The sequence below is a fragment of the Streptomyces uncialis genome, assembly GCF_036250755.1.
Lineage (GTDB): Bacteria > Actinomycetota > Actinomycetes > Streptomycetales > Streptomycetaceae > Streptomyces > Streptomyces uncialis.
Map to the genome: position 1 here is coordinate 6,560,430 of NZ_CP109583.1, position 23,242 is coordinate 6,583,671.

The window sequence follows — 23,242 nt, forward strand, 5'->3', positions numbered from 1 at the left end:
GCGGTCGCGGCGGCTGGGCGGGCGGTCGTAGCAGTCATGGGTGGGCGGTCGTAGCGGTCACGGGTGGTGCGGTCCGTGCGGACGGTTCCGGCGGCCATGGGTGGCCACGGGCGGCGCGGCCCGTGGGCGGTCGTGGCGGTCCGTTCCGTCGTCCCGGGCGCCCCTGCTGTCCCTGACGCCCCCTGGCACCCCCTTGCGAGGGCGCCAGGGGTCCGTCAGGGCCTCAGCGCACGGCGGTCGGGGTCCGGCGGGGGGAGGGGATCCCGTGCTCCCCGGTGGGCCGCTGAGCGCCGGACGACAGGTCGGCCGACCGCTCCGTGCCGGGCCGCTCCGCCGCCGGGCGCCCGTCACCCGCCCGCTCGGTGCCCGCGGCGGTGCCGACGCGGGCGGCGAGGAGCCGTTCCGCGCGGTCCGCGCCGAGGTCGAGGGTCGGCAGCAGCGACGGCTGCGCGATGCTCGGCAGCACATGCTGGAGCAGCACGATCACCCGGTGCGTCAGATCGGCCCGCTCGCACAGGGTCTGCGACATCCCCTGGATGCCGGTGAACGCGCCCGCGAGCAACTGCGCGGTGTCGTCGGGGACCACGTGCGGCAGCAGCTCGCCGTGCCGGTCGGCCTCCGCGAGGACCTGGCCGATCCGGTCGATCCACGACTGGTACGGGGTGCCGTGGAACGGCGCCGGGTCGTCGCCGTGCTCCCGCCGGTGGTCCATCGCGAGGCCCACCCCGGCGCGGGTCAGCGGGTCGTGGCGCAGCTGATGGGCGAACAGCATCCCGTGGTCCACGAGTTCCTGGAGCCGGGTGCGCTGCGGTGGCAGTTCGCCCACGTCCAGCTGCGCCGCCACCACGCCCAGCGCCAGTTCCTCCTTGGACGCGAAGTGGAAGTACAGCGCGCCCTTGGTGACCCCGGCACGCTGGAGGATCTCGGTGATCGTCGCGGAGCTGTAGCCGCGCTCGTCGAAGACGGCCGCGGCCGCCAGGAGGATGGACTCGCGCGTCTGGATCGCCCGTGCTTGTCGTGCCATGGAGTCAGGTGCCTGCTTCCCCGTCGGGGCTTCTACGTCCGAGCTGTGGTCAGGTCGACACGGACAGAAAACCGGACTCGTCACCCGCTTGTCGAGGGCCATGAGAGACCCCTCATCAGCGACGCGTCACCGACCCCGCCAAGCCCCCGGTCGCGGACGCCTCCGCCGCCCTCCCCTGAGCGGGCCCGGGACGCCGCCCCGGGCGGTGCCGTACGGGGCCCGCCGCCGCTGCCGGTACCTGATCCGAGGCCGCTCCCGGTACCGCCCCGGGGCGTTGCGCGGGGGAGTGGTGTCAGGCTCCCGGGGCCGGTCCGATCGGTGAGCGCCAGACCAGCGCGGTGCCTTCGCCCCGCGGCCCGGACCCGTCGTCCGCCGACGCCGTGCCGTCGTCCCGGACGGTGAGCCGTACGCAGGGCCGCCCGTCCGGCAGGAACGTCGTGACGTCCACGGCGACCGCCACCCGGGTCACCCCCGTCCGGTGGGCCGCCTCCGACAGGGCGCGGCGCAGGACGACGAGGAGCGGCCCGGCGACCGGGTCGTCCACCAGGGTGTCCACGGCGCCCAGGAACCGCAGCGACGGCGGGAAGCCCAGGACGGCGCCCGCCGCGGCCGTCTCGCGCAGCACCCGGCCCCGGAGGGTGGTCGGGGCGTCGGCGGGCGGCTGCTGGAGCGCGAGGATCGCCGTACGGACCTCCTGGATCGTGGACTCCAGCTCGTCCACCGCGAACGCGAGACAGTCCCGTACCGTACGGGCCGCCCCGGCCTCGGCGGCCCCGGTCCCGGCCCCGGGGGCGTCCCCGTCCGCCGCCCGCTCCGCGCGGCGGTGGGTCGACTCCAGCATCAGGCCCGTGGCGAACAGCCGTTGGACGACCAGGTCGTGCAGATCGCGGGCGATCCGGTCCCGGTCCTCGTACACGGCGAGCCGTTCGCGCCGGGTCTGGGCGTCCGCGAGGACGAGGGCGAGCGCCGCGTGCGACGCGAACCGGGCGGCCATCGTCCGCTCCACCGCGCTGTACGGGCGGCCCCCGCGGACGCGCGGCAGCGCGAGGGTGCCGATCAGCCGTCCGCCGGACTGGAGCGGAAGCATCATGCTGGGGCCGAAGCGGGAGCGCACCGGGGTGGCCATCCGGGGATCGGTCGCCGAGTCCGTGATGAACACCGGCTCACCGCCGAGGAGTTGGTCCAGGATCGCGCTGCCCGGCGGGATCGTCGCGCCGAGGAGTTCCCCGGCCGGGTCCGGCGCGGACGCCGCGACGATCTCCATCCCGCCCGCCCGGGTCGGCTGGAGGATCGCCCCGGCCGCCGCGTCCGCCAGCAGCCGCGCCCGCTCCGCGACCGTCACCAGCGCGTCCGTCGCGGACCCGGCGGTCAGCAGCGCGGTCGTCACCGCCGCCGCGCCCTCGATCCAGCGTTCCCGCAGCCGCGCGGCGCCGTACAGCCGGGCGTTGCCGATCGCGATGCCCGCCTGGGACGCGAGGACCCGCAGCAGTTGCGCGTCCTCCTCGGTGAACGGGCCGCCCCGCTTCCCGGTCAGATACAGATTGCCGAACACCTCGTCCGCGACATGGATCGGGACGCCGAGGAACGACCGCATCGGCGGATGGCCGGGCGGCAGCCCCCGGGCGCGGGGATCGGTGGTGAGATCGTCGATCCGCAGCGGGCGGGGATCGTCGATGAGGGCGCCGATCAGCCCGGAGTGCCCGTCGGGCAGGCCGCCGATCCGGGCGCGCGCCGCCGCCGGCAGCCCGGTCGTGTACAGGTCGCGCAGACGGGGGCGGTCCGGGCCGCCGCCCAGGTCCAGGACGCCCAGCGCCCCGTACCGGGCGCCCGTCAGCCCGGCGGCGCGTGTCACGATCCGCTGGAGGGTGGCGGGCAGGTCGAGTTCCGTCCCGACCTCCAGGACCGCTTCGAGGAGAAGCGGCAGCCGGGACCCGCCCGCCGCCGTACCGTCGTCTTCGCTCACCGTTCCAGGATGCCGCCTGGGCCGCCCGCTCCCCGGCAGCGGCGCCGTCGCGGGGGTCGCGGGAGGTGTCCCGTCCGTCGGAGGCGCGGAGGCGCGGAGGTCCGGCGGTCCGGCGGACGGGCTCGGGTCGGGCTCGGGTCGGGTTCGGGTCGGCTCGGCCCGATGGTCGGGTCAGCCGGACAGCGGGTCCAGCAGCATCGGGGCGATCCGGCCCTCCAGCATCGCGCCGAGACCGAGGATCGCGCAGACGTCGGGGCGTTCCGCGATGTGCACCGGCATCCCCGTCGCGTCCCGCAGCATCTGGTCCAGGCCCGGGAGCAGGGCGCTGCCGCCGACCATCATGATGCCCCGGTCCGCGAGGTCGGCCACCAGGTCCGGCGGGCAGTCCCGCAGCACCTTGCCGATACCGTCGAGGACCGCCGTCAGCGGGGTGTGGATGGCGTCCCGCACCGCCGCCGTGTCGACCTGGACCGAACGGGCCAGCCCGGTGGCCACGTCCCGGCCGTGGATCTCGGTGGACGTCGGACCGTGCGGGGTGAGGCCGTTGCCGGAGAGGGCGAGCTGGAGCGGGCGCACCGACTGCGACGGCAGCATCAGTTCGTGCCGGTGCCGCAGATGCTGGACGATCGCGTGGTCGATGGCGTCCCCGCCGACCGCGATCCGCTCCGCCGTGACGATCGACCCGAGCGACAGCACCGCGACCTGGGTGGTCGCGGCCCCGCACACCAGGATCATCGTCGCCTCGGGCCGCTCCACCGGCAGCCCGCAGCCGACCGCCGCCGCGAGCAGCGTGTCGACCAGCTCCACCCGGCGGGCGCCGAGCCCGACCATCGTCTCCACCGCCGCGCGCTGCGCGAGCGGGTCCGCGTCGTGCGGGGTGCACGCGGCGGCCCGCAGCCGGGGCTTGCGCCGCAGCGCGCGGCGCAGCTTCTCGCCGATCAGATGACGGAGCATCCGCTGCGCCATCTCGATGTCCACGACCGAGCCGCCGGACACCGGGCGCACCACCCGGATGTAGCCGGGGGTGCGGCCCGTCATCCGTTCCGCGAACTCGCCCACCGCGATCAGCGATCCGGTGCGGGTGTTGACGGCGGCGACGCTCGGCTGGTCGACCACCAGTCCCGCGCCCTTCACGAACACCCGGGTGCGGGCGGCGCCCAGGTCCACCGCGATATGGCACCGACGCAACTGGTCCAGGCTGGCACTGCCGGTCATGGGCGTTTTCCTCCCGAGGGCGCGGACCGTACGGCGGCGCCGTGCGGCGTTCTTCCTCCGCATCGTCCGGCCGCGCGGGGGCCCACGCATCGCGGGTGGGCCGGGCGGGGGGCCGCCGCCCGGGTGACGCCGGGGGCCGTTCGCAGTAGGGGACCGGGCCCGGGACGGGGCGAACGGGGGAGAGATCCGCGCCGTCGCGCGTGTCACACCGTCCGGCGCGGCTTCTTGAGCATCTCGGTCAGCGCCGCGACGCTGTGCTCGCCGTGGCCCGCCTCCGCCGCCCGTCGCACCAGGTCGTCGAGGGGGGCCGTCCAGGACGTGTCGACGCCCGTCTCCCGGGTCAGTTCCGCGTCATGGGCGGCTCCGGCGAGGAACAGATTCACGGACGAGGCCCCGTCGGTGTAGTCGCCGCTGTCGATCTCGGCGGCGTAGACGGGCAGCAGCGACTTGATCATGTCCAGCCACTTGCCCGCGAACCGCACCATGCCCGCCGCCTCCAGCCCCCGGGACCGCAGGGCGGCGGCGCCCTGGAAGAACCCGACAAGGGCGGGCAGCAGCATGGCGCCCACCGCCATCTCGTACAGGGCGGCCAGATCGGCCTCGTCCCCGAGGTGGACGGTGTCGCCGCCCAGCACCTCCAGCGTGGTCACGTACTCGTCGAAGACGGTCCGGTCGCCGCTGTAGTAGAGCAGGGTGTCCGGTGCCCCGACGGCCGCGGGCACGTTCTTGACCGCCCCGGCGAGGAACCGGGCGCCGAGACCGTCCGCCCAGGCGGCCGTCTCACGGGCCCCGGCCGGGGAGCCGCTGTTCAGGGTGACGAGGGCACGCCCCGTCAGTTCCGCCGCGGCCGGGGCCAGGGCCGCGCGGGTGTCGTCGAAGGTGGTCAAGCAGGTGATGACCAGGGGACTCGCGCCGACCGCCGCCGCCACCGAGGGGGCGAGGACCGCTCCCTCGGCGGTCAGCGGCGCCGCCTTGGCCGGGGTGCGGTTCCATACGGTCGTCGGATGTCCGGCGTCGTGGAACGCACCGGCCAGCGCCAGGCCCATCGAGCCGAGCCCGATCACGGTCACGGGTGTGCGGTGGTTCATGGTCATGTTCCCGCTCCAGGAGATGTCGGATCGCCGGACGTCCACGGCATGCCGGCCCGCCGCGCCCGCCCCCCGCTCCGTGGTGTTCCCGGCGCGGCGCCCGTCCCATACTGGGTTCGCACGCGCATTCCCTCAAGTACCGACATTTTTGTCGGGTACTCACATTCCTGTCAGGAGGAACGCCGGTGACCAAGCGGAGATACACCTGCGGACTCGACGCCGCCATCGCCGTGATGGGAGGCAAGTGGAAGGGCCTCATCCTGTTCTCGCTCGGTGACGGGCCGCTGCGTTTCGGGGAGCTGGGGCGCACGGTGTCCGGTATCAGCGAACGGATACTGATCCTCCAGCTCAGGGAGATGGAGGCCAGCGGACTGGTGCACCGCGAGGTCCACCCCCAGGTGCCGCCCAAGGTGGAGTACTCCCTGACCGCGTTCGGCCGCTCCCTCAACGACGCGCTCGCCCCGCTCGGCGAATGGGGCGAGGAGCACCTGGAACGCATCGAGGCCATCCCCTGAGCGGATCGGCCGGAAAGAACCGGTGCATGCTGCACTTATGGGGCGGGTGCGTTGCTACCATCCGCTGTGACCAGTGCGAAGTCCGGTAGTCCGGAGAGCGGTACGGGGGGTGACCGCGACAGCGGTGGCCCTATAGGTCCCCCGGGCCCCGCCAGTCCCGCAGGCCCCGCGAATCCCGCCGGTCCCGCAGGTCCGGTCGTGCGGCGGCGGGTGCTCGCGGATCTGACGCCGCTGCGGACCTCCCTCGACTTCCGGCGGCTGTGGATCGGCAGCACGGTCTCCTGGGTGGGCCAGGGAATGACCTCCCTCGCCGTCTCGCTCCAGGTCTACGACCTCACCGGTTCCAGCTTCTCCGTCGGCCTCGTCGGACTCTTCTCGCTGATCCCGCTCGTGGTGTTCGGACTGTACGGGGGCGCCGTCGCGGACACCGTCGACCGCCGCAAGCTGGGTCTGTGGTCGTCCGCCGGGGCCTGGGTGCTGTCCCTCGCGCTCGCCGCCGCCGCGTTCGCCGGGTACGCCGATGTCCGGTTCCTGTACGCGATCGTCGCGCTCCAGTCGGTGTGCGGGGCGCTCAACGGGCCCGCCCGGTCCGCGATGATCCCCCGGCTGCTGCCGCCCGAACAGCTGCCCGCCGCCAACGCGCTGGGGTCCATGACCACCACGTCCGGGCTGATGCTCGGGCCGATGCTGGGCGGCCTCATCGTCGGGGCGTGGGGCTACCAGGCCGCGTACACCGTCGACGCCCTCACCTTCTCCGCCGCCCTGTACGCCATGTGGCGGCTGCCCTCGATGCGGCCCACGGGCGCGGCGGAACGGGGCGGCCGGGCCTCCGTCCTGGACGGGCTGCGGTTCCTCGCCACCCGGCCCAACATCCGGATGACGTTCTTCACCGACCTGTGCGCGATGGTCCTCGCCCACCCCCGCGCGCTGTTCCCCGCCGTCGCGGTGCTCTGGTACGGCGGGGACGCCACCACCACCGGACTGCTGGTCGCGGCCCCCGCCGTGGGCGCGCTGCTCGGCGGGGTGTTCTCCGGCTGGCTGGGGCGGATACGGCGGCACGGGCTCGCGATACTGCTCGCCGTGGGGTCCTGGGGCGCCGCCGTCACCGTCTTCGGGCTGACCCGCAACCTCTGGCTCGGGATGCTGTTCCTCGCGCTCGCGGGTGCCGCCGACACCACGTCCATGGTGTTCCGCTCGACGATGCTCCAGTCGGCGACGCCCGACGAGATGCGGGGGCGCCTCCAAGGGGTGTTCATCGTGGTCGTCGCGGGCGGTCCCCGGCTCGGTGACTTCCTCGCGGGCGCGGTGGGCGACCTGACCTCGCCCGAGGTCGCGGTGGTCGGGGGCGGGATCGCGTGCGTGGTCGCTGTGGCGGTGCTGGGGGCGGTGTGGCGTGACTTCGCCCGCTACGACGCGCGGTCGCCCGTGCCGTAGGCGTGGGCGCCCGGTGCGTAGCGTCCTGGGGTTCGTCGCTGTTCCTCTGCGGGGTGCTTGTTCCTTGCGGTTCCTGGGGTTCCACACCTGGGCGTGGCTTTTTCCTGTGCGGTCGGGCGGGGGTGCGCAGTTCCCCGCGCCCCTAGGGTTCCACGGTCACATGTACGTGTTTCCTGTGCGGTCGGGCGGAGGTGCGCTGGGGGCCTCGTCGGAGCTTTCGGGGCCGGTCTCACTGCTGGAGGAAGCCGCTTCCGATTTTCTGGGCGATGCGGGCGAAGGACCGGTTGCGGGGGACGTCGTTGGTCTTCAGCCAGGTCGCGGCCCACTCGATGGGGGGTGCGTCGCTGAAGGGGACGTAGACGACGTCGGGACGGCTGTAGAAGCGGAGGACCTGGGCTCCGACGATGACCGCGCCCGCGCCGGCCCCCGCCTGCTGAAGAGCCTCCTGGAACGTGTCCACGCGCGGCCCGCCGACGATGGTCGATCCGGCGGGGGTACGGCGGGGGTGACGGTCGGCGGGCCACGCGCCCGGCGTGGTGTCGGTCGGCCGCAGCACGACGACGCCGACGAGGTCCTCCATCGTCACGCTCGCCCTGGTCGCGAGCGGATGCCCGGCCGGGACCGCGAGCATGCGCGCCTCGGAGAACAGCACGGGGCCGACCGTGATGTCGGGCGCGGAGAGCGGCAAGCTGATGACCAGTACGTCGAGGTGTCCGCCGCGCAGTCGCGCCAAGGCGTCGACGACCTGGACCTCCCGGATATGGACCGGCGCGCCGAGTTCGCCGTCCGTGAATTCCTGTGCGGCCCTGTGCATCACCTGACCGGCGAGCGCACCGACGAAACCGACCCGCAGCGAGCTGTCGGAACCACGCGCAGCCTGGGTCGCGCGCGCGAGTCCCGTCTCTATCTGCTCGTAGCCGCTCTGAAGATCGTCCCGTAGCTGGCGGCCTATCTCCGTGAGTTCGACGGTACGGCTGCTGCGGTCGAAGAGCAGGGTGCCCACCCGCCCTTCGAGCTTCTTGAGGATCTGGCTCACACGGCCGGTCGTCACGTGCAGCCGCTCCGCGGTGCGACCGAAGTGCAGCTCCTCGGCGAGCGTGAGGAAGACCTGTAGTTCGAGGCGTTCCAGCATGAGTCCTCCTCTTCGAGCGGGGTGACCGCAGAACCGTACGAGGCTAAACGTTCGTTGAGCAATCCTGTCTTGTTCACCCCTTGCGCACCCTGCACGATGAACGCAGTCAAGGCGTGCCGATGACGTCCGCGATCGAAAGACGCGCTCGTCACGACGGCTCAAGGTTCTCCGTGAGGTATTCGCGGACAGCCTGCGCCGGGAAAGCAGGGCGTGCTCATTTCGTATGCCCTCATCTCGAAGGGGACATGAAGATGAAGTTCAGGACGGCCACGGTACGGGCGCTCGCCGCTTCGGTGTTCGCTGCGGGAGCGCTCGTCGCGGTCGCGGCCCCTCCGGCCAGCGCGGCGCCCAACGTCACCTTCACGAGCAGGGCCGACCCGCTGGACATGGGTTGGGCGGAGATCGTGATGTACATCAACGGAGATCGCGCGGGGACCGGGCAGTGGGCGGGTGACCCGGGCGACTTCGGCTCCTCCACGGGAGACACCATCATCGCCCGCGACTCGGCCTCCGACGGCTACGGCATCCAGGTGACCCTGGACGGTTCCCGGGTGGCGACGACCCGAGGGCACAACGCCCCCTACACCGACAGGGCCAGCGGGAATCTCCCGGAGGGCAGCAGGCACGACATGGAGGTCTGCGTCGTGAAGGGCAGCTATTCCGCGTGCGGCACGGTCTACGGCGTCAAGGCGTGACCCGGTCCGGTCCGTCGGAGGCGGGAAGGACACACGGGGTCTGAACCCGCCGCGCGCACCGCGCCGCACACCCCTGGGACCACCGGCGGGGACCGGGGTGTCCCGGGGGTGTGCGGCGCGTTACGCGTCGTGTTCTCGGGGAAGGTGTCCGCGGGTACGCGTCGTGTACCCGGTCACCGTGTCCGCGGGACGCGCCCGTCAGCGCGGGCGCGCGGACCCATGCGCGGGGTCAGTCCTGCTGACGGGGGCTCCTCAGTTCGGCCAAGCGCTTCCGTACCGTTTCGGCCTCCGGGTCCCACAGGGCGTCGAACATCGCGGCGGCCCGCCCCCAGACCTCCTCGGCAGCCGCCGGACGGCCGGTCACCAGGTGGGTGTCGCCCAGTCTGACCAGGGTCTCGGCCTCGTGGTAGCGGTCGGCCGAGGACCGGAACAGCGCGATGGCCTCCTCGTAGCAGGCCACCGCCCGGTCGTAGCGCGCCAGATGGTGATAGGCGAATCCCAGGCTGTCCAGGGTGGCGGCCTGGCCGTTGCGGTCGCCCGCCTGCCGCTGGCGGTCGAGCGCGCGGGTGCAGTGGTCGATGGCGGCCGGGTGGTCGCCCTCGGCGGCGTGGAGCCAGCCCATCGCGTTGAGGGTGCGGGCCTCGCCGTCCCGGTTGCCGGAGAGCCCGTACAGCCGCAGCGCCTCGCGCCCGTGCTCCAGCGCCTCCGCCAGCCGGCCGCCCATGTAGCAGAGCTCGACGTAGTTGTGCAGGGTCTGGGCCTGGCCGTTGTGCTCGCCCAGCCGCTCGTACAGCCCGAGGGCCCGGCGCAGCAGCCGCTCGGCGGTGTCCAGGGCGCCGAGCCTGGCCTCGGCGCGGGCGAGCAGCCGACAGGCCATGGCCTCGCCCACCTCCTCGCCGGACCGCTCGGCGGCGGCCAGCGCGGTCTCCTGGACCGCGCGCTGGTCCTGCCACAGCCCGAGGGGCGCCAGATAGGCGGTGAGCGCCCAGGCGAGCTGCCAGCTGTAGGTCTCGAAGCCGCGCGCCGCGGCCTGCGCCACCGTCCGCAGCAGTACCTGGCGCTCGTCGGCGAACCACCCCAGGGCGGCCTCGGCGTCGCGGGCGCGGTCGCCGCTGTTCGACGGCAGCGGGGGCACGGGCACGACGGCGGGCCACTGCGGCTGCACGAGCACCGCGGCGGCGTGCGCGCGGTGCAGACAGTGGTCGTAGAACCGTTCCCGCGCCTGGAGCACACCGGCGGACGGTTCGGTGGTGCGGACCAGCGCGGACGCGTATGTCCGCAGCAGATCGTGGAACAGATAGCGGCCGGGCCGGTGTTCGGTCAGCAGATGCAGCCGGGTCAGCTCCCGCAGCAGGGGCCTGACGGAGTGCGCCGGGGCACCGGCCAGCGCGGCGGCGGCGTCCAGGGTCAGATCGGGTCCCGGGTGCAGTCCGAGCAGCCGGAACAGCCGGGCCGCCTCCTCGGTCAGGGCCAGATACGACCAGGACAGCACCCGTTGCGCGTCACCGTCCTCCAGTACGTCCAGCAGGGCGCCGCTGGGGCGGAGTTCGGCGGCGAAGGCGTGCAGGGGGAACGCCGGGTGGTTCGCCACGCGGGCGGCGACGACGGCGAGGGCGAGGGGCAGCCGTCCGGTCAGGGTCACGATGTCGGCGGCGGCGTCCGGTTCGGCCTCCACCCGCGGGCCCACCCGGCGGGCCAGCATCCGGGCCGACTCCGTCGCGCTCAGCACATCGAGGGTCAGTGACCGGGCCCCCTCGGACGTCACCAGCCCCGCCAGCCGGTTCCGGCTGGTGACGACCACCACGCTGTTCCCGGCGCCGGGGAGCAGCGGCCGGACATGGGCGGAGTCGCGGGCGTTGTCCAGCACCACCAGCATCCGGCGGGTGGCCAGCAGACTGCGGAACAGGCCCGCGCGGGCCTGTGTGCCGGAGGGTATCCGGGCCTGCGGTACGCCGAGCGCCTGGACGAAGCCCTGGAGGGCGTCGGACGCGGACACCACCCCGCTCTCGTCGTACCCCCGCAGATCCACATGGAGCTGCCCGTCGGGGAACCGGTCGGCGACCCGGTGGGCCCAGTGCAGCGCGAGTGTCGTCTTGCCGACACCGGCCATCCCCGAGACGGCGGTGATCACGACACCCGGCGTCTCGCCGTCCGCGCGGTGGAGACCGGCGTCGAGCGCGGCGAGGGCCTCCTCCCGGCCGACGAAGTCGGGGGTGATGAGGGGGAGCTGGCGGGGCCGGGGCGGGGGTGGCGGGGAGTCGCCGATGGTGGCGGTCGACCGCTGCTTGAGGATGTCCGCGTGCAAGCGCGTCAGCTCGGGGCCGGGTTCCAGACCGGTCTCCCGGACCAGCGTGTCACGCACCTCGCGGTACGCCTCCAGGGCGCCCCCCACATCGCCCACCCGGTACAGACCGAGCATCAGATGGCCCCAGGCCCGCTGCCGTGACGGATGGGACGCCACCAGTTTCCGCATCCGCAGCACCGCCTGCGACAGATCGCCCTCCGCGAGCAGCGCCTGGGCGTAGTCCTCCTCGGTGTGGCACCGGCGTTCCTCCAGACCGGTCGCCCAGGACTCCAGGACGTCCGGCAGCACGAGCCCTTCGAGGACCCGGCCGCGCCAGACGGCGAGCGCCCTCGACAGCTCCTCGCGGGCCAGGGAGGGGTCATCGGCGGCCAGGGCGCGGCGGCCCCGGAACGCGGCCTCGTCGAAGCGTTCCACGTCCGTCCCGCCCGGTGGGACACGGAGCAGATAGCCGCCACGGGTGTGCGGCATGCCGTCCCAGGAGCCGTCGCCGCCCAGGGCGCCGCGCAGCCCCCGCGCGTAGGTCCGCAGATTGGCGGCGGCGGACGCCGGCGGGTCCTCGCCCCACAGGGCGGCCACCAGCACACCGGTCGGCACCGTCCGCGAGGGGCGGCTGAGCAGGGTGGCCAGCAGCAGGCGCTGCTTGATGGAGCCCAGGGCGAGGTGCCGGCCGTCGAGGGTGACCTCCAGGGGGCCGAGGAGAGCGAAGCGCACCGTCACCAACCATGTCGCGAGAGCGGGACCCGTGACACGGGCCGTCCGACGCCGAGTTGTGCGGACGTCGTGCGCACATTGTGCGCGCGTCAGCCTAACCTCCGGGCTGTTGTGAACAACCTCCAGGCAAGGAGTACTTGATGCTTACCTCCCGGAAGGCCGCCCAGGCCGCCGTGACCGCGGTCGCTCTCGTCGGTTCGCTGGCTGTCTCGGCGCCGCCCGCGGCGGCGGCGACCACGGCCCCGTCCTGCATAGGCCGCATGGTCACGGAGACCACCAACGGCTTCGACGTCCTGCTCAGCAACAACTGCTCCGGCACCCGTTCGGTGCGGGTCGTGGTGTCCCTGGCCCCGGACAGCCGCTGCTACAAGCTGGCGCGCGGCGCGAGCGACCTGTACATCTACACCGGGGTCCTCGGAAACTACGACCGTACGGTGAACTGCTGACGGACCGCACGGACCGCACGGACCGCACGGACCGCCGAAGCGTCGGCCGCGGGGGTGCCTGACGACGTCGGACGGCCCGTACCACGCCCCGGTCGGCGGCACACCGGGTGAGGGCGGGGTGGACCCCGGGGCGGACATGGGGCGTGCGGGCGTCCGCCCCGGAGCCCCGTGACCGGTCCGTGTGACCCGGCCCGGTCAGCGGGAACGGGCCGGGGGCGGGCCGGTGAGCAGGGCGTAGGAGCAGACCGGGCCGCGTACGCCTCTGCGGTACAGGGGGCGGAACACCGCCTGGGGCGGTACCGGGGCGGTGGCCAGGGACTCCTCGTGGAAGCGGGACACGGCGACGAGGACGCGGGCGCCCGCGTCCCGCAGCCGGTCCCCGAGGACGGACCGCAGGGCCGACTCGGAGCGCGCGGGGGAGTCGGCCAGGGAGTCCTCGTGCAGGAAACTCACCAGCAGCGGCGGCAGCTCCGCCGCCGCCAGCGCGCCGGGCAGCTCCAGGACGACCGCGGGCAGCAGCGCCAGCGCGGGGCCGCCCGGCGGGACCGCCATCACGTACCCGGTCGGCGTGGACCGCAGCCCGCCGGGGCGCCGGGTCAGCCCGGCGAGGACCCGGTGCAGGGACTCCCGCACCGCCGGGGCCAGCGGGGCGCGGGGCGCGATGTCGAAGGAGACGTCGAACGCCACGGACGACACCGGATGCCGGGCCGGGCCCCCGTTCCCCTCCCGCGTCCGGGTCCCCGGGGCCCACGGGCCCGAGTCCGTCCCCGGGCCGTCCGCCGCGGCCTCCCGGGCGTCCGCCACCTCCCGGTGCAGCGCGTCCATCACCGGACCCGGCCGCCCGCCGGCCGCCCGCAGGCCGTCGTACACCTCCAGCGCCTCGTCGTGGCGCCCCAGTTCGTACAGGGCCCGCATCCGCAGGGCCCGCAGTCCCACATGCTCCGGGTGTTCGCGGACCCGGGCGGCGAGGTCGTCGGCCACATCGGCGAACCGGCGCTGCTCCAGGTCCAGTTCGGCGAGGGTGGTGAGGAGTTCCAGCCGCAGCGCGGTCAGCCGCTCGCGGTGGGCCGCCGCGCCCGGCCCGGGGACCCCGTCCAGCGGGGTGCCCTGCCAGAGCTGGAGGGCCGTGCGGATCGCCCGGGACGCCCGCGCCGGGTCGCCGTCGCCGCGCAGGTTCCGCGCCTCGGCCGCCAGGGAGTCCAGGTCCAGCAGGTCCACCTGGTCCGGGCTGATGTGCAGGGCGTAGCCGTCGGGCAGCCGGGCGACCGTGCAGGGGCCGAGGGCCCGCCGCAGCCGGGACACATGCTCGCTCAGGACCGCGCTGGCATGCGCGGGCCGCTCCGCGGGGTCCCACACCTCCTCGACGAGCCGGTCGTGCGTCACGGTACGGCCGTGCCGCAGCAGCAACTGGACGAGCACGGCCAGCCGTTCACCGCCCGTGGCCGAGTCCACCAGCACCTGGTCGGAGTTCCTGGTCAGCCGGACGGGACGGGGTCCGCCCGCGGGGTCCGGCGGAGGGGCGCCGGTGCGCCACACCTGGACCGGGCCGAGCAGCCGGTAGCGCAGATACGGCGCCGATCTGCGGGCGTGGCCGCGCAGTTCGGGGTTCCGCAGCCCGTTCAGGGCCTGGACGGAGTCGTCGGCGGAGCCGTGCAGCAGGGCCGTGAGCGCCTCGGACACCGGGGCGCGCAGCGGCTGGGGCAGCCTGTTCAGGTTCCGTGGCGTCGGGTGCGCCTCCGCGGTGGACGAGGACGACGCGAGGAACGCCAGCGCCGATCCCAGCCGCCGCAGATCCTCCCGCCGCCGGTCGGGGCCCGGTGCGCGGTCGAGCTCGAAGAGGGTCAGCCGCGGCGTCCCGTCGGGGAGGACGACCACACTGTGCGTGCCGACGGAACCGTGCACCACCCCATGGCGGCCCAGCGCGTCCAGCGCGGCGGCGAGCCCCGCCGCCACGGAGACGAACAGCCGGGCGGGGAGCACGAACCCCTGCGGCGCGGCGAGCGCGTTCAGCGGGATGCCGTCCAGGTGCTCCATGGCGATGAAGCGCGCGGCGCCGTGCCGTCCCGAGCCGAGGACACGGACGATGTTCGGGTCGCGCAGTTCCCGCAGCAGCCGGACCGTACGCTCGAAATGGGCGGCGTCCTCCGGCTCGCCGACGGAGAACGCCTGTATCACCACGGTCCGGCTCCCCACCCGGTCCCCGGCCAGCCACAGCCCGCCGCCCGGCCGGATCGGGTGCTCCAGCCGGTATCGGCCACCGACCACCACACCGGTGTCGAAGTACGGGGCGTGCGCGGGCGGTCCGTCCTCTTCCGGGTCCGGCCCCGGGTCCGTCACCGCTGCCGGTTCCGCCGGTCCCGCCGTCTCCACGGCCTCCCAGGACAGGAGGTCCGAGGGCCGCGGTGATCCCTCGTCCGGGGCCGGGCGCGGGGCCGGGGGGCGTCCCGCGTACCGCAGGCTGTCCGCGCCGACCGTGGCGACCGGTGGGCCGCCGGGCGCGCCCCCGGCGGCGGCGTCCGGTACCGCGACCTCCATCGGGAAGCCGCCGGGCACCGTGCCCGCGCCCGCGTCGATCAGGGCGCCGACCCGGGCCAGCAGCGCCTCGGTACGGCTGCGGGTGGAGCGGGGCAGCGAGCGCAGCAGCACCTCACGCACCCCGGGCCGGAACGCGTACCAGCCGGAGGGCCGGGCCCCGCCGGTGAGCATCCCGCTGAGGACCACCTCCGCCAGATGCTGCGGGCTGGGACGCGCCTCGGTCGCCGCCTGGACGAGCCGCATCACCGGCAGCCTCGGGGTGCCGAGCGCGAGGTGCCCGGCGAGCCGGAACGCCTCCGGCGAAGCCGTCGCGCGGAACCGGGCGACGAGATCGGTGGCGGACAGGTTCCGCGCGTCGTCCCGCGCGGGATCGTCCGTGGCGACGGGCACCGGCCGGTGGTGGAGCCGGGCTGCGGCCCCCGGCTCCCGGGTGCCGCCGGGCCCGGCGATCAGCGCCGACCAGTGGCCCAGCCAGCCGGGTCCCACTTCGAGCACGGGCAGCGCGACCGGGGCGGGGCCAGGCCGGGGCACCCCGTCGGGCGCGACGGGGTCGTACGGGGTGAACACCAGCGCCGAGTTGGGGGCGGCGGGCGCGGGCGACGACAGCCGGCCCGGGGCCGCCGGGAGCGCGGTGGCCCGCCACAGCCGCTCGGGCAGCGGCTGGAGCACGGCGACGGGCATCCGGTCGGCCCACCGGCGCAGGGTGCCGTACCAGCGGACCCCGGCGGGGCCGTCCCACCACTGGGGGCCCACACAGTCGCTGAACAGCAGGGTCACGGTCCGTCCGTCGGCGAGCGCGGGCACCGGTCCGCCGCGCGGCCCGCGTACCGTTCCGTCGGCGTCCGCGCGGTACACCTCCACCGTGCGGAACACCCCCGACCGTTCCAGCACGGTCCGCAGCTCCCGTACCAGCGGACGCCACAGCGGCATCGTCGGCCCGGTGTCATGGACGAGATGGAGCCGCAGCCAGCGCTCACGCGCCGGGCGCAGCACCGGCAGCCAGGAGCGGGGACCCGGTCCGAGGCGCGCGATCCGGTCGGCGGTCGCCTCCTCGTCCAGCTCCCGGCCGTGCGGGGCGGGCACCTTGCGGGCCAGCGGACGCAGCGCCCGCTGGAGGGCGAGCGGCCGGGCCAGCATCGGCGGCGCGGGCACCAGCAGCGCGGCCCGCCCGACCGGATCGGGGCGGTCCGCCACGGGGGCGCGGCGCGGGCCCGGGGAGATGGACGACGGCCCGCTCCCGTCCGGTGCCCGGCTCCGGCGGCGGCGGCCCGTCCCGGCCGGTCCCGGGGCCGCCGGTCCGCTCGTCGCCGTCGGGGCCGTCGTCGCCGTCGGGGCCGGGGTCCGGGCCGGGGAGATACGGGACCAAGGGAGTTCCGGGGTGGTCACCGGGAGCGCACCGGCCCGCCAGCCACAGGAGTTCGGCGAGTTCGGTGGGCGTCGGCGCGGTGCCCCGCGCGGCGTCGGTGAGGACGGCCGCCAGCCGGGCGACGGGCGACGGGAGGGGACCGGGCTCAGTAGGCATCGTCGTCGCTGTCCGGGGTGCGGCTCAGATACGGCATCAGCTGTTCGGCGAGCGCGTCCCGGGACACCCCGGTCAGCCCCGCCGTCCCGGTCAGATAGATCGCGTTGAGCAACTGGTCCGTCGCGAGGCCCCCGCTGTCCGCCCGCTCCAGGAACCGGGAGATCAGGGTCCGCGCGTAGGCGTCCGGTTCCCCCAGGTGCGCGGTGACGATCCGGTCCAGCTGGGCGCCGTCCGGCCGCCGCAGCCGCAGCGACAGACAGCGCCGCAGGAACGCGGGCGGGAACTCCCGCTCCCCGTTGCTGGTCAGCACCACGAACGGGAACGCCCGGCAGCGCACCGCGCCGCCCGTGACGGCCACCCGGTCCCGGCCGCCGTCCACCATCACCTCCGCCCGGGGGGTGCGCCGGGCCGCCCGGACCAGCTCGGGGATCTGGTACTGGCCCTCCTCCAGGACATTGAGCAGGTCGTTCGGCAGATCCAGGTCGCTCTTGTCGATCTCGTCGATCAGCAGCACCCGGGGCCGCCGGTAGGGCAGCAGGGCGGTACCGAGCGGACCGAGCCGCAGATGGTCCTGGAGCTCCTCGCCGTCGTCCTGCGCGCCGGTCGCCGGTTCGCCGCCCGCCCGCGCCGCCGACTCCCGGGCCGCGTACAGCCGGGACAGCGCGTCGTACTGGTACAGCCCGTCGTGCAGGGTGGAACGGCTGGTGATGTTCCAGCGCAGCACCGGCCCCAGCCGCAGCTCCCGGGCGACCGCGTACGCGAGCGACGACTTGCCGCTGCCGGGCGGACCGGTCACCAGCAGCGGACGCCGCAGATACAGCGCCGCGTTGACCAGGTCCACGCTCCGCGGCGGCGCCTGGTACGTCCGGGCCCGGTGGGCGCGGTCCGGGGACGCGGCGGCCGTGTCCTCGTCCGGGGCGGGTGTCTCCAGCGGGGGACCGCCGTCGAAGGCCCGCCACGGCGGCGGCGCGGGCAGCGCGTCGATACCGTCGTGCGGCTCGTTCGTACCGGTGTAGACGGGCCACAGGGACATGAGCCGGACTCCTCGGGTCTGCGGACGGGGCTGGTCGGCGGGGTCAGCCGACGGGTGACGCGGCATGGCCGGGGGGTTCGGGGAAGCAGCGCGGGTCCTCCCACAACAGGGTCAGATCCCTGGCCCAGTGGCTTCCCGGGTCGTCGGACAGATACACGACGCTGCGCAGCGCACGGATGTGCGACGGCAGCTCCGCCGGTGGCAGCCGGGCCACATAGGCGGTCAGCTCGTCCAGGAACTCCCTCCCCGCGCAGGGCTCCCCGTCACCGTGCCGGCCGTCGCAGCCGGTGCGCGGCCACAGCAGCACCGGTACGGAGCCGTTCAGCCCGGCCGCGAACAGCCGCTTCATCCGGGGGGACGTGGGCGGCGCGGTGAACCCCATCATCTGGCCGTCCTCCCAGAGCCGGACGGTGAGCCTGCCCTGGTCCTCCGCGCTGCCGCACTCCACCCGGTACAGCTCGGCGCGCTCCCGGGCGTCCAGCCGCTCCCACTTGCGCAGCAGCTCATGCCGGCGCCCGCCCTGCCTGCGCCGCTCCCGGTCCAGCACCACCAGCGGGTACAGACAGCCCAGCGGGCTCGGGTCACCGGCGCCCCGGGGCCAGCGGTCCACCGGCTCGTTGAGCAGGGCGCGCGGTACGACGAACGCGATCAGGACCGGCGCGCCGTGCGGCAGTTCGTGGAACGCCTCGTCCACGCGCTCGGCGACGTACCGGGGCAGCGCGCGCTTGGCGAGGGTGCGGGCGCCGACCACCCGGCGGTGCCCGTCCCGGTACGCGGACACCTGCGCCAGGTACTGGCCGCGGCCGGAGCCGGAGCGCTCCAGCTCCACGACGATGGGCGACCAGGCGGGCGCGGGCCGCTCCCCGGGAACGCCGCCGGAGGGACGCTCCCGGTACACACCGCCGGAGGGCGCCGGGACGGCCGGGTGCGGGGGTGGTGGGTACGCCGTGGGTGCGGGGGGCGTGACGGCGGCCGTGGGCGCGGGGGCCGTGAGGGGTGCGGCGGGGGGCGGGGGGCCGCCGCGGGCGGCCCATCTGCGCAGCCCGTACCGCACCTCCGGGTCGGACACGAAGTCGGCGAGCCGGTCCGCGAACCGGGCGGGCGCCGCCGGGTCGTCGACCTCCGACAGCAGGTACCAGACGACGTCCCACAGCGCGGGGAACCCGCCCGGCGGCAGCGGCGGTCCGCCCACCGGGTCGACGGACTCGGCGTAGAGCCGGTCCGGCACGCACTCGGGGCCGTCCGCCCCGGCGGCCGTCACCAGCCGCCGCAGGGTCTCCTTGTCGGCCCGCCCGAACCCCCGGGTCGGGATCAGCTCGGTGAGCCGGGCCCAGTACCGCGCCAGCACCGCCACGGGCAGCATCCGGCCGCCGCGCGCCGGGCCGCCCCGGTCCGCCGAGGTCACCATGCCCACGGCCCGGCCGGTGTCCGCGAGGACCGCCGCGGCCCCGCTGAACCCGGGGGCGATCGGCCGGCCGTGCCCGGTCCACGGCTCCAGCTGCACCCATTCGTCGCTGATCCGCTGGGTGGCGGTGGCCCGGTACTCGGCGAGGACGCCCTCGTCGAAGCGGGCGGGGAAGCCGTACACGAGGAGTCTGCGCGGCGGGTCGCCGTAGCCGTCGCCGGGCGCCGCGAACTCGACCGGGGCCAGGGACACCGTCCGCTCCAGTTCCAGTACCGCGACGTCCCCGGTGTCCAGGTCGCCGCCGCCCCAGCCGCCGTGCGCCACCACCCGGGCCGCGACGCCGCCGAGCGGGCGCGCGTGCGGGAACGTCACCGTGACGTCCGCGCCGGTGTGCCGCTCGCGGACGACATGGGCGCAGGTCAGCACCTCCCGCTCGGAGACGAGGAAGCCCGCGCCGACCTCGCCGCCGCAGTCCACCCGGGCGTGCCAGGAGGCCGCGGCCGGGAGCCCGGCCGGCGGGACCCGGACCCCGGTGCCCGCGCCGGGACCGTCCGCCGTCATGATCCGGCGGTCGGCTCCGGGGACGGGGCGGCCCCGGCCGCCGGGTCCGCGCCGCCGGGCGACCAGGTCAGCCGGACCGTCAGATGGCCCTCGGCGGAACCCTTCACGATCACCGCGCCGCTCTCGGCGGTGAGCTTCACGCCGAACTCGATCTCCACGGAGTCCGGACCGAGGGTCCCGTCCCGGAACACCCGCAGCGCGGCCTCGGCCGCCGCCCGCGCCCCGTCCAGGGACGACTCGAAGGTCCGGGCGGCCTGCGCGGGGCCGCCGCCCCGGGACACCGGCCGGGAGCCGCCCCGGTCCGCGTCGTCCGTGCCGACGAGGACTGCCGCGCCGCCCTCGGTCCTGAACTCCACCAGCTCGTCCACACGACCCCCGTGCCAGCCCGCACCGTACAGATCCGTACCGGCCGCGCGGGGGGCGGGAGCCCAGGCGGTCCCGGCGAAGCACATTGTCCCCGAAGGGAGTTGCCGCTGTCAGGGGAAACGCCGCAACACGCGCGGGGGCGCCGCCTCCCCGTGGGACCGGGGGAGACGGCGCCCGCGCGCCTTCGCCGTGACGTCAGACGAGGCGGCCGACGATGTGGAGGAGGCCGGCGAGGACGTCGGTGAGGAAGTTCATGCTGTGGTTCTCCTTGCTGGGATGCCGGTGTGGGACTCGCTCCCGCCCGCTCCGCCGCCACCCGTCTTCCGCGAACCAGGAGGGCTCACGGGGGACATACGGGGACGACCGGGAGGAACAGGAGAGGCGAAGTGACGGTATGCATCCCGTCGTTCGCACACCGTGATCATCCCTGACCGTCGGTGCCCGGGGCAATCATCAGAGCGACGATCACCTGTTCCAGGGAACAACTGCCCCACCGTTCGAACCCCGTTCGACATGTCCCGGCTCAACCGCCCTGTGTCAGCGCCCGCTTCAGGACCTTGCCCATGTCGTTGCGCGGCAGCTCCGCCACGTACCGCACCACCCGCGGCCGCTTGTGCGGGGCCAGCGCCGCCGCCACATGCTCCGCCAGCTCCCGCGCCCCGGGCGGGTCCGCCGGGTCGGCGGCGACCACCCAGGCCACCACCCGCTCCCCGAGATCCGGGTCGGGCTCGCCGGTCACCGCCGCCTCCCGCACCCCCGGATGGTCCAGCAGCGCGTTCTCGACCTCCCCCGCCCCGATCTTGTAACCACCGCTCTTGATCAGGTCCGTGGCCTTGCGCCCGACGATCCGCACATACCCGTCCGGGTCCAGCACCCCCATGTCCCCGGTACGGAACCAGCCGTCCGCCGTGAACGCCGAGGCCGTCGCCTCCGGCCGGTTCAGATACCCCGTGAAGAGATTCGCCCCCCGCACCTGGATCTCCCCGACCTCCCCGGGACCCGGCGCGGTCAGCGCCGCCCCCGACTCGTCCACCAGCCGCAGCCCCACCCCCGGCAGCGGCGGCCCGACCGTCCCCGCCCGCGCCTCACCGTCCGCGTGGACGGCCGTGTTCATCAGCGTCTCCGTCATCCCGTACCGCTCCACCACCCGCCGCCCGGTCGCCGCCGCGATCCGCTCGTGGTCCCGCAGGGGCAGCGCCGCCGAACCGGACACCAGCAGCCGCGCCCCCGCCAGCGCCCGCGTCAGCGCCGGGTCACCGGGCAGCGCCTCCGCGATCCGGTGGTACATCGTCGGCACCCCGAACAGCATCGTCGCCCCGGCGCCCAGCTCCCGGGCCACCCCCTCCGTGCTGAACCGCCCCAGATGCCGCACCTCACCCCCGAGCCGCAACGGCCCCAGCGTCCCCAGGACCAGCCCGTGCACATGGAACAGCGGCAGCCCGTGCACCAGCACGTCGTCACCCGTCCACGCCCACACCCGCGCCAGCGCGTCGAGGCTCGCCGCGAGCGCCCGCCGGGGGAGCACCGCGCCCTTCGGCGCACCGGTCGTCCCCGAGGTGTAGACGACGAGCGCGGGCACCTCCCCGCCCCACCCTTCTTCCCGTACGGGCTCCCCTGCCGGCTCCGCGCCCGGACCGCCGTCCGGCTCCGCCGACACCTCCAGCCGGGGCACGCCCCGCAACGCCGCCGGGAGCTCCGTACCCGGTGCCACCAGCACCCGCCGCGGCGCGCTGTCGGCGACCACATGCGCCAGCTCCGCCGCACCCGAGGCGGGATTCAGCGGCACCACCGCCACCCCCGCGAGCAGCGCGCCCACCACCCCGACCGCGGTCTCCGGCGACGGGACCGCCCACACCGCGACCCGCCCCTCCCCGGCGACCAGCCGCCCCACCCGCCCCGCGGCGGACGCCAGCGCCCCGTACGTCAGCGAGCGGTCACCGAAGCGGAGCGCGGGCCGGTCCGCCGCGCGGGGGTCCGTCAGGGCCGGGAAGAGAACGGTCACGCGTGCTGCTCCTCGTCTGGGAGGTCCGGGACGGACACCGCCCCGCGCGGCCGGACGCCGCACCCGCAAGCTTGCACCCTCCTCAGCCGCCGGGGGCCCGCTCCGCGACCTCCGCGACGACACAGCTCAGATGGTCCGGCGCCCCCGCCTCGTACGCCCGCGCACGCAGCTCGCGCACCGCCGCGGCCGGGTCCGGGGCCGCCACGAGCACGCTCCGCAGCCGCTCCCCGGGGACCACCGCCGACAGTCCGTCCGAGCACAGCAGATAGCGGTCGCCCGGCCGGGTGTCGTGCAGCCGGATGTCCGGTACACCGTGCCCGCCGGAGCCCGTCAGCGCCCGCAGCAGCAGCGACCGCCCCGGATGCGACCGCGCCTCCTCCTCGGTGAGCCGGCCCTCCTCGACCAGCGAACCCGTCACGGTGTGGTCCTCCGTGACGAGGAACAGCTCACCGTCGCGCAGGACATGCGCCCGGGAGTCCCCGATATGGACGAGCGCCAGCCGCGAGGCGGTCCACAGCAGCGCGGTCAGCGTCGTCCCGACCTCCGCCCGGCCCGCCGCCCCGGCCGTCCGCACGGCGACCTCGCGTACCGCGCGGGCCGCCCGCGCGACCGCGTCCTCCAGGGCGTTCAGTACGTCGCCCGGGTCCAGTGTCCCGCCGTCCAGGGCCTTCAGCGCCTCGACGGCCGCGGCGCTCGCGGGCGCCCCGCCCGGCCCGAAGCCGTCCGCGACGGCCAGCAGCCGGGTGCCCGCGTGGACGGCGTCCTGGTTGCCGGGACGCACCAGGCCCCCGTCCGACAGGGCCGCGCAGCGCAGTTCCAGGGTCATGACAGGCTCCTTCGGTCGTAAGGGTGCGGAGAGCTGGTCGACGAGGAACTCCGCGAGGTCCCGACGGGCCGAGGTCTCCGCCTCCACCTCGGCCCAGTACCGCCGCACCGCCTGTGCCGCGCGTGGCGGCGCCAGGGCCGTCACCTCACGGATACGGGCCAGCGGCATCCCCAGCCTGCGCAGCCACGCCACCAGACGGGCCCGCTCCAACTGGTCCGGCGAGTAGAAGCGGTAGCCCGACCGGGGGTCCACCCGGGCCGGACGCAGCAGGTCCAGCTCGTCGTACAGCCGCAGGGCCTTCGGCGACAGCCGGGCGGCCCGCGCGAACGCGCCGATGGTCAGCGAGGCACCGGCCCCCGGGCCGTCCCCGCCGCCGTCCCCGCCGCCCGTGCCCTCGCCGCCCGTGCCCTCGCCGTCCGGGAACCCGCCGTTCATGACCGCCCACCCCGCTCCTCGTCCTGTCC

At 75.2% G+C, this 23,242-nt stretch carries 16 protein-coding genes; 4 read left to right on the top strand and 12 right to left on the bottom strand.

Going from position 1 to position 23,242, the window contains the following annotated elements:
- Positions 1-223: 223 nt before the first annotated feature.
- From OG711_RS27380 to OG711_RS27395, 4 genes are all read right to left on the bottom strand, one after another.
- The gene (locus OG711_RS27380) at positions 224-1,024 is read right to left on the bottom strand and encodes a ScbR family autoregulator-binding transcription factor (protein WP_329561061.1); all 801 of its coding nucleotides are present in this window, start codon (positions 1,022-1,024) and stop codon (positions 224-226) included.
- A 292-nt stretch (positions 1,025-1,316) separates the two neighbouring features.
- The gene (locus OG711_RS27385; RefSeq protein WP_329561063.1) at positions 1,317-2,987 is read right to left on the bottom strand and encodes a GAF domain-containing protein; all 1,671 of its coding nucleotides are present in this window, start codon (positions 2,985-2,987) and stop codon (positions 1,317-1,319) included.
- A gap of 171 nt (positions 2,988-3,158) precedes the next feature.
- A complete protein-coding gene (mreB, locus tag OG711_RS27390) occupies positions 3,159-4,202 on the bottom strand; it encodes a rod shape-determining protein (RefSeq protein ID WP_073793567.1) in 1,044 nt (347 codons plus the stop codon).
- Positions 4,203-4,405: 203 nt separating this feature from the next.
- Complete coding sequence (locus OG711_RS27395) at positions 4,406-5,296, bottom strand: NAD(P)-dependent oxidoreductase (protein ID WP_073794237.1); 891 nt, start codon at positions 5,294-5,296, stop codon at positions 4,406-4,408.
- A gap of 179 nt (positions 5,297-5,475) precedes the next feature.
- Between OG711_RS27395 and OG711_RS27400 the strand changes: the two genes are divergently transcribed.
- Both OG711_RS27400 and OG711_RS27405 read left to right on the top strand, forming a co-directional pair.
- Entirely contained in the window at positions 5,476-5,805 is a 330-nt protein-coding gene (locus OG711_RS27400) for a winged helix-turn-helix transcriptional regulator (RefSeq protein ID WP_073793566.1), read from the top strand.
- 198 nt (positions 5,806-6,003) lie between these two features.
- On the top strand, positions 6,004-7,239 hold the full coding sequence (locus OG711_RS27405; protein ID WP_266515169.1) for an MFS transporter: 1,236 nt from the start codon (positions 6,004-6,006) through the stop codon (positions 7,237-7,239).
- A gap of 229 nt (positions 7,240-7,468) precedes the next feature.
- On the opposite strand, the gene OG711_RS27410 is transcribed toward OG711_RS27405, so the two are convergent.
- The gene (locus OG711_RS27410; RefSeq protein ID WP_329561067.1) at positions 7,469-8,371 is read right to left on the bottom strand and encodes a LysR family transcriptional regulator; all 903 of its coding nucleotides are present in this window, start codon (positions 8,369-8,371) and stop codon (positions 7,469-7,471) included.
- 251 nt (positions 8,372-8,622) lie between these two features.
- On the opposite strand from OG711_RS27410, the gene OG711_RS27415 reads away from it, so the two are divergent.
- Entirely contained in the window at positions 8,623-9,066 is a 444-nt protein-coding gene (locus tag OG711_RS27415; protein ID WP_329561069.1) for a hypothetical protein, read from the top strand.
- Between the two features lie 229 nt (positions 9,067-9,295).
- Here OG711_RS27415 and OG711_RS27420 read toward each other — a convergent pair whose 3' ends face one another.
- Positions 9,296-12,082 carry an AfsR/SARP family transcriptional regulator gene (locus OG711_RS27420; protein ID WP_329561071.1) on the bottom strand — a complete coding sequence of 929 codons (2,787 nt, stop codon included), beginning with the start codon at positions 12,080-12,082 and terminating at the stop codon, positions 9,296-9,298.
- A gap of 140 nt (positions 12,083-12,222) precedes the next feature.
- Here OG711_RS27420 and OG711_RS27425 point away from each other — a divergent pair, with 140 nt between their 5' ends.
- A complete protein-coding gene (locus tag OG711_RS27425) occupies positions 12,223-12,528 on the top strand; it encodes a beta-Ig-H3/fasciclin (protein WP_073793563.1) in 306 nt (101 codons plus the stop codon).
- 195 nt (positions 12,529-12,723) lie between these two features.
- On the opposite strand, the gene OG711_RS27430 is transcribed toward OG711_RS27425, so the two are convergent.
- The 6 genes from OG711_RS27430 to OG711_RS27455 all read right to left on the bottom strand — a co-directional run bounded on the left by OG711_RS27430 (position 12,724) and on the right by OG711_RS27455 (position 23,213).
- On the bottom strand, positions 12,724-16,449 hold the full coding sequence (locus OG711_RS27430) for an SAV_2336 N-terminal domain-related protein (RefSeq protein ID WP_329561073.1): 3,726 nt from the start codon (positions 16,447-16,449) through the stop codon (positions 12,724-12,726).
- A 125-nt stretch (positions 16,450-16,574) separates the two neighbouring features.
- Positions 16,575-17,618, bottom strand: a complete 1,044-nt coding sequence (locus OG711_RS27435) for an AAA family ATPase (protein ID WP_073793561.1) — start codon at positions 17,616-17,618, stop codon at positions 16,575-16,577.
- 43 nt (positions 17,619-17,661) lie between these two features.
- Positions 17,662-19,584 (bottom strand): VMAP-C domain-containing protein, encoded by a 1,923-nt coding sequence (locus OG711_RS27440; RefSeq protein WP_329561075.1) that lies wholly within the window; start codon positions 19,582-19,584, stop codon positions 17,662-17,664.
- A complete protein-coding gene (locus OG711_RS27445) occupies positions 19,581-19,952 on the bottom strand; it encodes a CU044_2847 family protein (RefSeq protein ID WP_266515147.1) in 372 nt (123 codons plus the stop codon). The genes OG711_RS27440 and OG711_RS27445 overlap by 4 nt, the downstream gene beginning before the upstream one ends.
- Before the next feature lie 521 nt (positions 19,953-20,473).
- The gene (locus OG711_RS27450; protein ID WP_073793560.1) at positions 20,474-21,952 is read right to left on the bottom strand and encodes an acyl-CoA synthetase; all 1,479 of its coding nucleotides are present in this window, start codon (positions 21,950-21,952) and stop codon (positions 20,474-20,476) included.
- Between the two features lie 82 nt (positions 21,953-22,034).
- Complete coding sequence (locus OG711_RS27455; RefSeq protein ID WP_079185051.1) at positions 22,035-23,213, bottom strand: MerR family transcriptional regulator; 1,179 nt, start codon at positions 23,211-23,213, stop codon at positions 22,035-22,037.
- Positions 23,214-23,242: the final 29 nt, after the last annotated feature.